The 12830-nt window shown below is 72.1% G+C and carries 15 protein-coding genes; 9 read left to right on the top strand and 6 right to left on the bottom strand.

What is annotated here, in order from left to right; translation table 11 throughout:
• Positions 1–103: 103 nt before the first annotated feature.
• Complete coding sequence (locus tag ACH4TP_RS16165) at positions 104–424, top strand: antibiotic biosynthesis monooxygenase (RefSeq protein WP_030688139.1); 321 nt, start codon at positions 104–106, stop codon at positions 422–424.
• A gap of 53 nt (positions 425–477) precedes the next feature.
• The gene (locus ACH4TP_RS16160) at positions 478–963 is read left to right on the top strand and encodes a GNAT family N-acetyltransferase (protein WP_398438242.1); all 486 of its coding nucleotides are present in this window, start codon (positions 478–480) and stop codon (positions 961–963) included.
• 151 nt (positions 964–1114) lie between these two features.
• Here the strand turns inward: ACH4TP_RS16160 and ACH4TP_RS16155 are convergent, their stop codons facing one another.
• Positions 1115–3175, bottom strand: a complete 2061-nt coding sequence (locus tag ACH4TP_RS16155) for a DHA2 family efflux MFS transporter permease subunit (RefSeq protein WP_398438241.1) — start codon at positions 3173–3175, stop codon at positions 1115–1117.
• A 145-nt stretch (positions 3176–3320) separates the two neighbouring features.
• Between ACH4TP_RS16155 and ACH4TP_RS16150 the strand changes: the two genes are divergently transcribed.
• From ACH4TP_RS16150 to ACH4TP_RS16130, 5 genes are all read left to right on the top strand, one after another.
• Positions 3321–4640, top strand: a complete 1320-nt coding sequence (locus ACH4TP_RS16150) for a peptidoglycan-binding protein (protein ID WP_398438239.1) — start codon at positions 3321–3323, stop codon at positions 4638–4640.
• A gap of 134 nt (positions 4641–4774) precedes the next feature.
• Positions 4775–5443 (top strand): HAD-IA family hydrolase, encoded by a 669-nt coding sequence (locus ACH4TP_RS16145; RefSeq protein ID WP_398438238.1) that lies wholly within the window; start codon positions 4775–4777, stop codon positions 5441–5443.
• A 300-nt stretch (positions 5444–5743) separates the two neighbouring features.
• Entirely contained in the window at positions 5744–6394 is a 651-nt protein-coding gene (locus ACH4TP_RS16140) for an HNH endonuclease family protein (protein WP_398438236.1), read from the top strand.
• Positions 6395–6578: 184 nt separating this feature from the next.
• Entirely contained in the window at positions 6579–7064 is a 486-nt protein-coding gene (locus tag ACH4TP_RS16135) for a DoxX family protein (RefSeq protein WP_389230256.1), read from the top strand.
• Between the two features lie 236 nt (positions 7065–7300).
• Entirely contained in the window at positions 7301–7930 is a 630-nt protein-coding gene (locus ACH4TP_RS16130; RefSeq protein WP_389230259.1) for a DedA family protein, read from the top strand.
• A gap of 330 nt (positions 7931–8260) precedes the next feature.
• On the opposite strand, the gene ACH4TP_RS16125 is transcribed toward ACH4TP_RS16130, so the two are convergent.
• Both ACH4TP_RS16125 and ACH4TP_RS16120 read right to left on the bottom strand, forming a co-directional pair.
• Positions 8261–8500, bottom strand: coding sequence for a DUF2277 domain-containing protein (locus tag ACH4TP_RS16125; RefSeq protein WP_389230262.1), 240 nt, complete (start codon positions 8498–8500; stop codon positions 8261–8263).
• Between the two features lie 70 nt (positions 8501–8570).
• Positions 8571–8795: a hypothetical protein gene (locus tag ACH4TP_RS16120; RefSeq protein ID WP_389230265.1), complete on the bottom strand. Its 225-nt coding sequence runs from the start codon at positions 8793–8795 to the stop codon at positions 8571–8573.
• 188 nt (positions 8796–8983) lie between these two features.
• Here ACH4TP_RS16120 and ACH4TP_RS16115 point away from each other — a divergent pair, with 188 nt between their 5' ends.
• Positions 8984–9742 (top strand): GntR family transcriptional regulator, encoded by a 759-nt coding sequence (locus ACH4TP_RS16115; protein ID WP_389230268.1) that lies wholly within the window; start codon positions 8984–8986, stop codon positions 9740–9742.
• Here ACH4TP_RS16115 and ACH4TP_RS16110 read toward each other — a convergent pair.
• On the bottom strand, positions 9684–10511 hold the full coding sequence (locus tag ACH4TP_RS16110) for an MBL fold metallo-hydrolase (protein WP_398438233.1): 828 nt from the start codon (positions 10509–10511) through the stop codon (positions 9684–9686). The two genes, ACH4TP_RS16115 and ACH4TP_RS16110, sit on opposite strands and share 59 nt — an antisense overlap.
• A 194-nt stretch (positions 10512–10705) precedes the next feature.
• Between ACH4TP_RS16110 and ACH4TP_RS16105 the strand changes: the two genes are divergently transcribed.
• Positions 10706–11155 carry a lamin tail domain-containing protein gene (locus ACH4TP_RS16105; protein WP_398178146.1) on the top strand — a complete coding sequence of 150 codons (450 nt, stop codon included), beginning with the start codon at positions 10706–10708 and terminating at the stop codon, positions 11153–11155.
• Positions 11156–11203: 48 nt separating this feature from the next.
• Here ACH4TP_RS16105 and ACH4TP_RS16100 read toward each other — a convergent pair whose 3' ends face one another.
• Together ACH4TP_RS16100 and ACH4TP_RS16095 are read right to left on the bottom strand one after the other, a co-directional pair.
• A complete protein-coding gene (locus ACH4TP_RS16100) occupies positions 11204–11791 on the bottom strand; it encodes a DUF4231 domain-containing protein (RefSeq protein ID WP_398438231.1) in 588 nt (195 codons plus the stop codon).
• Between the two features lie 59 nt (positions 11792–11850).
• Positions 11851–12375, bottom strand: coding sequence for a flavoprotein (locus ACH4TP_RS16095; protein ID WP_398438229.1), 525 nt, complete (start codon positions 12373–12375; stop codon positions 11851–11853).
• Positions 12376–12830 lie beyond the last annotated feature (455 nt).

Here is a 12830-nt window from a genome sequence, read left to right as displayed (position 1 = left end):
GTAAACCGGGATGCATCCCCTTATTCCGGACTACGCCGACCGCCCGGAATCGTCAACCGGAGCCGCCGGAGCCGTGGGGGCCGCGGGTCATATCCTGCTCCCCATGAGCATCGTGAAGATCAACGTCCTGACCGTGCCGGCCGAGCAGCGCGAGGTGCTGGAGCAGCGGTTCGCCTCCCGGGCCGGAGCCGTCGAGGGGTCCGACGGATTCGAGTGGTTCGAGCTGCTGCGCCCGGTGGAGGGCACCGACCAGTACCTGGTGTACACGCGGTGGCGCAGCGAGGAGGACTTCCAGAACTGGATGAACGGCTCCATGAAGGCCGCCCACCAGGGCGGGGGCGAGGGCGGCGAGCGCCCGAAGCCCGCCGCGTCCGGCTCGACCCTGTGGTCGTTCGAGGTCGTCCAGCAGGCGTCGCCGAAGTAAGCCGAAGCAAGCCGTCGTAATTCAGCGGCGGGCGTGGCCGTGCGGGTCACAGAATGGCCCGCATGACCTGGACCTTCTCTCCCGAGCGCGTCGACACCCCGGACGCCACCGCCCTGCGCCGCGACTACTACGGCGATGTGGCAGGCCGCTACTGGAAGCGGCACGCGACCGAGGCGGAGATCGACGAGGGGCTGACGGACGACGGGGTCGAGAAGCTGACCCCGCCGACCGGGCAGTTCCTGGTGGCCCGGTTCGAGGGGAAGCCGGCCGGCTGCGGCGGGGTCCTGATGCTGGACGGGGAACGCGCCGAGCTGACCCGGGTCTTCCTGCGGCACGCCTTCCGCGGCGCGGGCGGCGCGGGCGCCCTGCTGCGCAGGCTGGAGGACGAGGCGCGCGGCCTCGGCGCCCGCCGGATGGTCCTCAACACGCGCCTCGACCTGGTCGAGGCACGCGGCCTGTACACGCGGCACGGGTACGAGGAGATCCCCGCGTACTGCACCGGGCCGTACATGGACATCTGGTACGGCAAGGAAATCTGAGCCCGCACGAGGACGGACGAAGACGAGCGAGGGCGGGCTCAGGCGCACCGGGGGGCCGGACCACGCGCGGTGGTCGCCGGGCGGCTCGGGCGCGCGGGGCCGGGTTCACGCGTGGTGGTCGCGGGGCGGCTCGGGCGCACAGGGGGCCGGTCTACCCGTGGTGGTCGCCGGGCGGCTCGGGCGTGTGGGGCCGGTCCCCGTCCGAGCCGCGCAGTTCGGCCGTCAGCTCCCCCACCAGCTGGACGAGGTCGGTGGGCCGGTCGGGTCCCCACCAGTCGCCGAGGAGTTCGGCGAGTGACGCCTCCCGGGCCTCGGCCAGTACCGTCGCCGCCCGCACCCCCTCCTCGGTGAGGGTCAGCTGGACGCCTTCCCGGGTCGCCAGCCGCCGCTCCTCCACCTGCCGGGACGCCTCCGTGATGACCCGCAGGGGTACGGGGGTGGTCTCGGCGAGCCGGGAGGGCTCGACGGTCCCGTGGCGGCGGATGCGCAGCAGCAGCCAGCTCGAAGCGGGCAGCAGGTCGAGCCCGGCGCGCGCGGTGATCTTCGCGTAGATCTCCTTGCGGCCCTCCCGGGAGTCGAGGACGGACAGGGCGCGGGCGCACTCGTCGTACGAGGAGCGCCCGACCGGGTGGGGGGCGAGGGTCTGGCCGGTGTCGGGCGCGGTGACCGAGGCGCGCAGCTTGTCCTCCTTGAGGAACCAGGCGATGACGAAGGCGACGAGGACGACGGGCGCCGCGTACAGGAAGACGTCCGTGATGGACGTGGCGTAGGCGTGCAGGACCTGCGGGCGCAGCTCGGGCGGGAGGGCCTCGATGGCGCGCGGGTCGGCGGCGACCCGGGCGGCGCCGGTGCCGGGCGGGAGCTCCGTACCCGCGCCCGCGAACACGTCGCCGAGCGTGGCGGTGAGCCGGTTGGTGAAGATCGTGCCGAAGACGGCGACGCCGAAGGAGGCGCCGATGGAGCGGAAGAAGGTGGCTCCGGAGGTGGCGACGCCGAGGTCCTCGTAGGAGACGGCGTTCTGCACGACCAGGACGAGGACCTGCATGACGAGGCCCAGTCCGGCGCCGAAGACGAAGAAGCAGACGCTCATCGACCAGGTCGAGCTGGTCTCCGTCAGCCCGTGGAGGAGGAGCAGGCCGAGTCCGGTGAGGAAGGTGCCGGCGAGGGGGAAGACCTTCCAGCGGCCGGTGCGCGAGACGATCTGGCCGGAGCCGGTCGAGGCGATGAAGATGCCGAGGACCATGGGCAGCATGTGGACGCCGGACATCGTCGGGGTGACGCCATGGACCACCTGGAGGAAGGTCGGCAGGTAGGTCATCGCGCCGAACATGGCGAAGCCGACGATGAAGCTGATGACCGAGACGAGGCTGAAGGTCCGGATCCGGAACAGCTTGAGCGGCAGCACGGGTTCGGCGGCCCGCCGTTCGACGTACAGGAACCAGACGAGGAGTACGGCTCCGAGGACGGCGAGTCCGATGATCTGCGCCGATCCCCACGCCCAGGTGGTGCCGCCGAGGGAGGTCACCAGGACCAGGCAGGTGGCGACCGAGGCGATGAGGAAGGTGCCGAGGTAGTCGATCGTGTGGCGGGTGGAGCGGGCCGGGATGTGCAGGACGGCGGCGATGACGAAGAGGGCGACGATCCCGATGGGGAGGTTGATGTAGAACACCCAGCGCCAGGAGAGGTGCTGGGTGAAGATCCCGCCGAGCAGCGGGCCGAGGACGCTGGTGCCGCCGAAGACGGCGCCGAAGAGGCCCTGGTACCTGCCGCGTTCCCGGGGCGGGACGAGGTCGCCGACGATCGCCATGGCCAGGACGATGAGACCGCCGCCGCCGAGGCCCTGGACCGCGCGGAAGGCGATGAGCTGCGGCATGTTCTGGGCGATGCCGCAGAGGGCGGAGCCGACCAGGAAGAGGACGATCGCGCCCTGGAAGAGCTTCTTGCGCCCGTACTGGTCCCCCAGCTTGCCCCAGAGGGGCGTCCCGGCCGTGGACGCCAGCAGGTACGCGGTGACCACCCAGGAGAGGTGCTCCATGCCGCCGAGCTCGCTGACGATGGTCGGCAGGGCCGTGGACACGATGGTCTGGTCGAGGGCGGCGAGCAACATGCCGAGCAGCAGCGCGCCGATCGCGACGAGGACGGTGCTGCGGCTCTGCCCCTCCCCGGGCACGGGGACGTCACCGAGCTCGGACGGGCGTGTGTCCTGGGCCATGGGGTCTCCGTCTCCGTGTCGCGGCGGGCCCCTTCATCCTGGTCGGAATATGCCGTTATGGCCTGCGGAAGGGTACAGCCGTTCGCCCGCCCGACAGGGTCGGGCTGCATAATCGCTCGCATTGGTATCGGGGAGGGGACCCATCATGACCGGACACGTCTGTCCTGAATGCGGTGCACACAGACCTGGCTGCGCCTGCGCCCGCGCGGCGGAGGCGGCCGCCGCCGAGGACTTCGACCCCCTGCGCATCAGGCCGTACGTGAACCTGGACGGGACGGGGAACGACACGGCGGGGCCTGGCGTGGTGGGGGGCTTCGCGGCGGGGCCGGACGGGCAGCCGACCGCTCACCTGCCGGCGTACACGACGGAGGACCCGCCGACGGCCCAGCTGACGGCGATCCGCCAGGACACCGACCTCACCGCACCGATACCGGTGGTGCACCCGACGGGGGGACAGCCGGGCACGCACCCGGACGGCTCGGGAGCTGCGGCGCACCCCGGCGGCGCGGACTCGGGGGTTCACCCGGGCGGTCCGGGCCCGGAGGCGTACCCGGGCGGCCCGGCCTCGGATGCGCACCCGGGCGACCCAACCTCGGAGGCGTACCCGGGCGGCCCGACCTCGGAGGCGTACCCGGGCGGCCCGACACCTGCGGCGTACGGCGACGGCTCGGACTCGGGGGCGTACCCGGGCACCCCGGGACCTGCGGCGTACGGCTCCGGCTCCGGCTCCGGCTCCGGCTCCGAGGCGTACCCCCCGCAGGGCCACCCCGGCGCCATGGGCGACGCCTCCGAGACGATGCCGCTGCTGCTGCGCGGCATCGGCGAGGTGCCGCCTCCGCCCGGGCACGGGCAGTCGCGGGGGCGCAGGCGCGGCACGGTGGTCGCGGTGGTGGCCGCGGTCGCCGTGGCGGGCACCGCGGCCCTGGCGGCGGCCGTCCTCGGCGGCGCGGACGACACCGCCGACCGCGCGGCCGTACCCGAGGTAACCACGAGCGCGTCCCTGAACGTCGCCGTGTCGGAGGCGCCCTCCCCCTCCTCCGAGACCCCCGAGCCGACGACGTCCTCCCCGACCCCGCACGAGACGTCCGCGTCGCCGTCCCCGACGCCCTCCCCGACCCGCACCACCGCGAGCCCGAGCACGTCGGCGGCTCCTCCGGCCGTCACCCCCTCCGCGTCGCCGACGACCGCCGCACCGACGACGGCCGCGCCGTCCTCGACGCCGCCCCGGCCGACGGAGGAGGCGGCGGTGACGCTGAGCCTCGGCTCCTCGGGCGACGAGGTGATGGAGCTCCAGACGCGGCTGACCCTCGCGGGGGCGTACCACGGCGACATCGACGGGGAGTACGACCAGGAGGTCTATCGCGCGGTGAAGAGCTACCAGTCCTGGATGTACATCAAGGGGGACCCGAAGGGCGTGTACGGCCCCCACACGCGCGAGGCCCTGGAGCGGAGCACCTGGCTCTGACGGAGGCCGGGCGGACCGGTTGGCCAAGACCGCCCACGGTTTTGTATCGTGAAAGAACAAAGTGGCCCCGCCCGCACTCCCTGACCGGCGGGCGGGACCGCTTCGTTCTCCGCGCCGTCCCCACGGGAGACCCGATGCCCGCCGCCACCCCGGCCACGCTCACCGCCCGCGCCCTCCTCCTCGACATGGACGGCACCCTCGTCAACTCGGACGCCGTCGTCGAACGCTGCTGGCGCCGCTGGGCGGACCGCCAGGGGCTCGACGGGGACGAGGTGCTCAAGGTGGTCCACGGCCGCCAGGGCTTCGCGACGATGGCCGTCCTCCTGCCGGACCGCCCGATGGCGGAGAACCACGCCGACAACCGGGTGATGCTGGCCGAGGAGACCGCCGACCTCGACGGGGTCGTGCCCGTCCCCGGCGCCCCTGCCTTCATGGCCGCGATCGCGGACCTCCCGCATGCCCTGGTGACCTCGGCGGACGAGGGCCTGGCGCAGGCCCGGATGGGCGCGGCGGCGCTCCGGATGCCGGAGGTCCGGGTGACGGCCGAGAGCGTCGGCGCGAGCAAGCCGGACCCCGAGGGCTTCCTCAAGGGCGCGGCGGCGCTGGGCTTCGACCCGGCGGACTGCGTGGTCTTCGAGGACTCCGAGGCCGGCATCCAGGCGGGCCGCGCGGCCGGCATGCGCGTCGTGGGCGTGGGCCCGCGCGCGGCGGCGTTCGCGCCGGACGTGCACGTCGCCGACCTCACCCGGCTGCGGGTGGAGCCCGCGGCGGACGGCTCGATCACGCTGACCGTCCTGACGTAGACGCCACACCCCTCCCCCTACTCCCTCGCGCGCGGCCGGACCTTCCGGCCGCGCGCGAGGCGTTTCCACGACCACCTCACCCCTGCCCCCGCCCCCCTGCCCCCGAACCCCTGGGCGCCGGGCGGAATCTGTCACTCCGTCAGGACCCGCACACCCCTTGATGTGACGTGCTCATGTCGCCACCCTGTTACCTGGCGCACCCCCCACGGAAACCTGGCGCCGCCACGATGACCGGGCCCACCCCCCGGCGCCCCGCGGGGACGGCAGCAGCCAAGGTCCCCCCACATCAAGGGAGTTCACATGCCCGTCGGCATGGTCTACGCGCGTCGACTCGCCGTACTCGCCACCTCCGCCGCCCTCACCGTCACCGGCCTCCTCGCCACGGCTCCGGCCGCGCAGGCCGCCATGCCGACCCCGGTCAGCGCGGCGACCGCGCGCACCTACCTCGCCGCCCTCACGGTCGAGACGGAAGGCTCCACCTCGGGTTACAGCCGAACCCTCTTCCCGCACTGGATCACCCAGTCCGGCACCTGCAACACGCGCGAGACCGTCCTCAAGCGCGACGGCGTGAACGTCGTCACCGACTCCAGCTGCGCCGCGATCAGCGGCAGCTGGTACTCGGAGTACGACGGCGCCACCTGGACCGCCGCCTCCGACCTCGACATCGACCACATGGTCCCGCTCGCCGAGGCCTGGCGTTCGGGCGCGAACTCCTGGACCACCGCCCAGCGCCAGGCCTTCGCGAACGACCTCACCCGGCCGCAGCTCATAGCCGTCACCGACAACGTCAACCAGGCCAAGGGCGACCTGGACCCGGCGAAGTGGCTGCCCCCGGTGACGTCCTACCGCTGCACGTACGTCCGGGCCTGGGTGGACGTGAAGCACTACTACAACCTCAGCGTCGACCCCGCCGAGAAGAGCGCCCTCCAGTCCGTCCTGAACGGCTGCTGACAGGCCACCCCCTGAGCTCGCGTCAGCAGCGGCCATCGGGGAGTGAGGCTCACCACACACTCCCCGATGGCCGAATGTTGAACTTGCAAGCACTACTGAGGGATGCCTAACCTTACGGCCTCATCGGTTTCCGTCCCCCCACCCCGCGCCCACCCCGGCCGGGGCCAGGCCGAAGGAGTCCCCCATGGCCACCGCTCAGAACACCACCCCCACGAGCACTCCCCCGAACCTCACCGCCCGCCTGAACCACGCCCAGCCCTACGCGCTCGGCCTCTTCCGCATCGTGGTCGGCCTGCTCTTCGCCTGCCACGGCGTCGCCTCGCTCTTCGGCCTCATCGGCGGCACCGTGGTACCGGCCGGCACCTGGCCGTTCTGGTACGCGGCCGTCATCCAGCTCGTCGCCGGCCTCCTGGTCCTGGCCGGGCTCGGCACCCGGAGCGCCGCCTTCCTCGCCTCCGGCTCGATGGCGTACGCGTACTTCAACGTCCACCAGCCCGAGTCGCTCTTCCCCCTCCAGAACGGCGGCGAGAACTCGGCCATGTTCTGCTGGGCCTTCGCCCTCCTCGTCTTCACCGGCCCCGGCGCCCTGTCCCTCGACCGGCTCTTCGGCGCCGGCAAGACGACGGACCCGAACACCCGCGAGCAGCAGGGCACGCCGGTCACCGCGTGACACACGGACACACCTGAGAGAAGGGCCCGGAAACCGCAGCGCGCTTTCCGGCCCTTCTCACTACGGGCACCACCTACACCCCCGAGCGGCTTCCTCTCGACCGGGTTCCCCAACGGGGCTCGCCCTCAGGGGGCACCCCCCGCCCCAGAGGTCCTCAGAGAGCCCCGAGGGGCCCGAAAGCGCGCCTCCCGCCCCACCGACAGTCGGTCCCCCGCCCCCGCGTAGGCTCTGGCCCTGTGAATCTGCTCGACAGCCTGGGCTCGCTGCGGTCGCTCACCGCGGGTCCGTGGATCTACCCGGTGGTGGCGACGTCGATCCTGCTCGACGTCTTCCTGCCCGTGCTGCCGAGCGGTTTCCTGGTGATCACCGCAGCCACGGCGGCGGCGACGGCCACCGGGGCCTCCCCCGGCGTGCTGTCGCTCCTCCCGCTGCTCCTCTGCGCGGCGAGCGCCTCGACCCTCGGCGACTTCCTCGCGTACCGCCTGGCACTGCGCGGCGGGGCCAGGCTGGACCGGGTGATCGCCCGCTCGCGCCGCCTCTCACTGGCGCAGGAACGTCTCGGCACCGCGCTCGCCCGGGGCGGCGGGCTGCTCGTGGTGCTCGCGCGCTTCGCGCCGGCCGGACGCTCCGTGGTCTCCCTGGGAGCGGGCGCGGCGAAGCGACGGGTGGAGGAGTTCCTGCCGTGGTCGGCGCTGGCGGGCGTGACCTGGGCCTCGTACAGCGTGGGGCTCGGCTGGCTGGGCGGTCAGTGGCTGGGCGCGACCTGGTTCAGCGCGGGGGTGTCGACCCTCGCGCTCTTCCTCGCGGGCGGCCTCGCCGCCTACCTCATACGGCGCCCGGCCGCGGCTCCCGCCCCCGCGTCCTGACGACGGCGGGCCGAGACTCCACTCCCCAACAGCGGCGGGCCGAGCCCCCACCCTGACAGCGGCAAGCCGAGCCCCCCACTCCTTGGGGGCGGCGGACCGAGACACCAGCTTCCTGACGGCGGCGGCGCGCCAAGACGCCGGCTTCCTGACGACGGCGGCACGCCAAGACGCCGGCTCCCTGACGACGGCGGCACGCCAAGACGCCGGCTTCCTGAGGACGGCGGCACGCCAAGACGCCGGCTTCCTGACGACGGCACCGGGCCGAGACCCCCACGCCCCGACAGCGGCAGCGAGGTGAGGGCCCCGCACCCCCACGACAACGGACCGGGGTCACCGCTCCCTGACGGCGGCAGCGGGGCGGGAGCCCCGTACCTCCAGGCCGTCGAGGAGTCTCGCGGTCGCCTCGGCGATCTCGTCCACGGCCCGCTCGAACACCTCGCGGTTGTGGGCGGCGGGGGCGCGGAAGCCGGAAACCTTGCGGACGTACTGCAGGGCGGCGGCGCGGACGTCGTCCTCGGTCGCCTCCTCGGGCAGTACGGGCGGGCGGAGCGTCTTGATGCTGCGGCACATGTCTCCAGTGTGGCGCGCCCCACTGACAACGCCCCGGACCGCCCCCCTCACCCTCGCCTCACCCCCGCCCTCACCCACCCAGCCCGCGTCTGCTCCGCGCGTTGATCTCGGCGGTACGGGCGCGCAGCTCGTGCAGGGGGGTGGCGGGCTGGACGTCGACGGGCTCCGCCTCCCACTCGGTACCGCCCTGGACGGCGCGGATCAGAAAGCGCCCGGAGACGCTCTCCACGTAGAAACCGACCCGCCCCGTGGCGGTGTCGCGGACGAGGTCACCGACCTCGGGCAGTGGCTGCACGCATCCCCTCCGTCCCGAATCCTGAAGCATGGGGACACTCAGGGAAGCGCGGCGACCCCGCTCTGTCAACGCATCTCTAGAGATGTCCCCCGATGGATGGATCGACCGGGCGGGACGGCGTACAGGTGTGCACCCGGGCCGAGGAGTGCGCCGTAGGGTGTCCCGCAATGGAAGGGAGTGGTCCACCCGTGACTGACCAGGACAGCGCTCGTCGGCCCAAGTACCAGCGGATCGCAGATGAGTTGAGAACCGCGATCCAGTCGGGTGCCTTCGCGCCGGGCGACCGGCTCCCCGGCGAGAACGACCTCATGACGACCTACACGGTGGCCCGCATGACGGCCCGCCAGGCCCTGTCCGTGCTGCGTTCGGAGGGGCTCACCGAGGCGCGCAGGGGTGCCGGGGTCTTCGTCCGGGCCTTCCGTCCGCTGCGGCGCCGGGGCATCCCCCGCCTCGCCGGGGACCGCTGGGGCAACGGCCGCTCGGTGTGGTCGGCGGACGTCGAGGACCGGGAACTGGTCGTCGACCAGATCGAGGTGGGCGAGACGGAGGCCGGCGACCGGGTCGCGGGGGTGCTGAACCTGGCGCCGGGAGCGCCGGTCTGCGTCCGCAGCCGCCGCTTCGTCCTGGACGCCAAGCCGGTCCTGCTCTCGGTCTCCTACCTCTCCGCCGAGCTGGTACGGGGTACGCCGATCACCGAGCCGGACACGGGCCCCGGCGGCACCTACGCGCGGCTCACGGAGCTGGGGCACCGGCCGGTGCGGTTCCGGGAGGAGATCCGCTGCCGGATGCCGACGGCGGACGAGTCGGACCGGCTGTCGCTGGAGTCGGGGACGCCGGTGGTGCTCATCGGGCGCACGGCGTTCACGGAGCCGGGGGTGGCGGTGGAGCTCAACGAGATGACGCTGGACTCGTCGTCGTACGTCCTGGAGTACGACTTCGACGCGTGACGACCGTGACGACGTCGACCTCGAACCGCGCCCCGGGGTCGGCGTGGACGACGTCGCCGGCGAACTCGGCGGCGGCCCGGGCGACGGCATCGGCCGGCCCGACCCCCGGCCCGACGTGGGTCACGACCAGCCGCCCGACACGGGCTTCGGCGGCGCTCCGCCCCGCCTGCGCCGCCGAGTGGTGCCCGGGCACATCCCCATCGGCCTCACAGATCAACAGATCGCACTCGCGGGCGAGTTCGACAAGCCCGGGACACGGCTCGCAGTCCCCGGAGTACACGAGGGAAGCCCCTCCCTCCGCCTCCACCCGGAGGGCGAAGGCGGGCAGACCGCCGTGCTCGACGGCACGCGACCGAAGGGTGAGTCCGCCGACGCGGACGACGTGCCCGTCGTACAACTCCTCCACGCCGAAGGCCTTCTCCACGGGACTGCGATCGGGTCCGTTCGTCAGAAAGCCGGCAAGGCGGTCGGCGATGCCGGGCGGACCGAAGAGGGGTACGGGCAGGGGCACGTCGAGCCCCGCGTACAGCAGCGCGTAGTACGCGGTGAGCAGATCGGCACTGTGGTCGGCGTGGAGGTGGGAGATCCACACGGCGTCGACCTCGCCGAGCGTCACGTACCGCTGGAGCTCGGCAAGGGTTCCGGTACCGGCATCCACCCACAGGCGGACGCCGCCGCCCTCGACGAGATAGCCGGAGCAGGCGTTGCCGGGCCGGGGGAAGGGGGTGGCGGACCCGAGGACGGTGATCCGCAGCGATTCGCTGCCCATGAACCGAGTCTAGGCCGGAGTACACGGGATGCACGGAATACACGGGATCACTCGACACTACTCGGCACCACTCGGCACTACTCGGGATACGAACGGATGGCCGAAAGCCGTGCAGAACAAGTGAAGGCCGTGCGTATCCTGTGTGCTCGCCGGACCCCATCGGCGGGCGTCCGGCAGAGAACTGAGGGACATTCATGCTTCGCGCACGCACGCTCGCGGCCGTGACCGCGGCCGCCGCCTCCGGCATCCTGCTGCTGCCTTCGCAGGCGCAGGCCGCCGGCTCGGTCCACCTGTACAAGATCTACTACGACAGCCCGGGCACGGACAACCGGTCCAACAGCAGCCTCAACGCCGAGTACGTCCAGATACGCAACACGACCGGCGCCGCGGTCAACCTGCGGGGCTGGACGCTGACGGACGCGTCGAGCCACAAGTACACCTTCGGCAGCTACACGCTCGGCGCGGGCAAGATCGTCACGGTCCGCACGGGCCGCGGCACGAACACCGCCGCGAACGTGTACCAGAACCGCGCCGCGTACGTCTGGAACAACGACAGGGACACGGCGACGCTACGCAAGTCGAACGGCACGAGCGTCGACACCTGCTCGTACAACTCGACGCGGGTCGACTACAAGTGGTGCTGACGGCCATCTGACGCTCCGTGGGCCCCGCGACGGGGCCCACGGAAGCCCTCAGGAGGCCTCCGCCCCACCCCGGGCAGCGGGAACGGGCGCGGACTCGGACGCGGACTCGGACTCGGACGCGGACGCGGACGCGGAAACCCCATGCTGCTGCACATCGGAGTTGACCTGCCCGCCGAGGGTCATGACATTCAACGTCGCGGAGTTCTCGTTGGCGATGGCCTTCTCGACGCGGGCGACGAGGACGGAGAACGCCTCGCGCTTGCCCAGGTTGTGGTACGGCCCGACCTTGGTCTCGAAATAGACGCGCTCGTGCCCGAGCAGCTGCTCGGTGGACCGGTAGTTCTTCCACTGCTCCCGGTACCGGTACACGCTCTCCAGCGATACGGCGGCGACGACGACCACGCTCAGCACGGTCGCGGTGACCCGCGCGAACCCCAGGTCGAGATTGACGAACACCGGCACGAGCGCCCCACCGACGACGGACACGGTCCGCATCCGCAGGTGCATCGCCTTCATCCGGGTCGCCTTGACGTCGTACCAGCCCTGGTACTGCGCGAGCCTGGTCTCGATGTACCGCTGCGGCGTCATCTCGCCACCCTGCACCCCTGGTTCGGGCGCGTCCCCCACCTCAGCCATGCCGGGAGTACACCGTCAACGACAAGTCCACGTCAACTCTCCCCTCCCCTCCCTTCCCCTCAACCGACCGCGACCACCCCACGCACGGCATCCAGCGCCGCCCGCCACGGAAACAGCGCGGAATCACCCTCCTCCACCTCTCCCTCCCCATGAAGCACGGAGACCCCAACCCCCCGCAGGGTCTCCACCGACCGCTCGAACTGCGGATGCCGGGCCTGGGCCGCGCTCAGACAGGGCACCGCAACCATCGGCACCCCCTTCCCGATCCCCTCCGCGACCACCCCCACCACGAACTTGTCCACGATCCCCAGCGCCCACTGATTGACCGTATTGAACGTGGCCGGCGCCACAAGAACCGCCGCCGCCTCCGGCCACACCTCCCCCTCCCCGGGAAACGCGTAGTCCCACCTCACCGGATGCCCCGTCAGCACCCCCAACCCCTCAAGCGACCCGGCAAGCCACCGCGCCGCCGTCGGCGTAAGCCCAAGACACACATCCCAGCCATCGGCCTGCGCCTCCTCGATGACCCGGGCGATATCAAAAACGGGCTCTGCCGCGCCCGCAAACAAGTACAAGGTGCTCATCCCCTCATCCGACCACACCCACCCCGCCACCCCTCCAGCCCGCCCTCCCCGACTGATCGACCAGGTCAGCCGCCACCCGGGCCGAAACACGCGGGCGACTCCTGAACCGTCACCACTACCGTGCGGGCCTGACGCGCGGACGAAAGCACTGGCGGGACGGGCTCGGATCACCGAAGGCGTCCGTCCTGTACCGCACACCTGACGCGTGGCGCTTCGCCATGCACTTCTCCGGCGTCGTCGTCGACGGCCACCTCTCCCAACCCAGCGCCGACAGCGAACCGGACGAAGCCCAGACAGCCGCACACAGCAAGGCCGAGAACCTGGCCGACCGACCTCTGACGATCTCCTGGGAAGCGAACGACGAACCAGACTGGTGGACGGGAACCATCACAACCGAACCCACGGATCCGACACCACGGCACCCACGAAACCCCCGGCCGGCTCCAGCCCCGCAA

Source organism: Streptomyces sp. NPDC021012, assembly GCF_044333355.1.
Classification (GTDB): Bacteria; Actinomycetota; Actinomycetes; order Streptomycetales; family Streptomycetaceae; genus Streptomyces.
The sequence above is the reverse complement of the archived record's forward strand: the minus strand, read 5'-3'. Positions and strand labels throughout refer to the sequence as shown.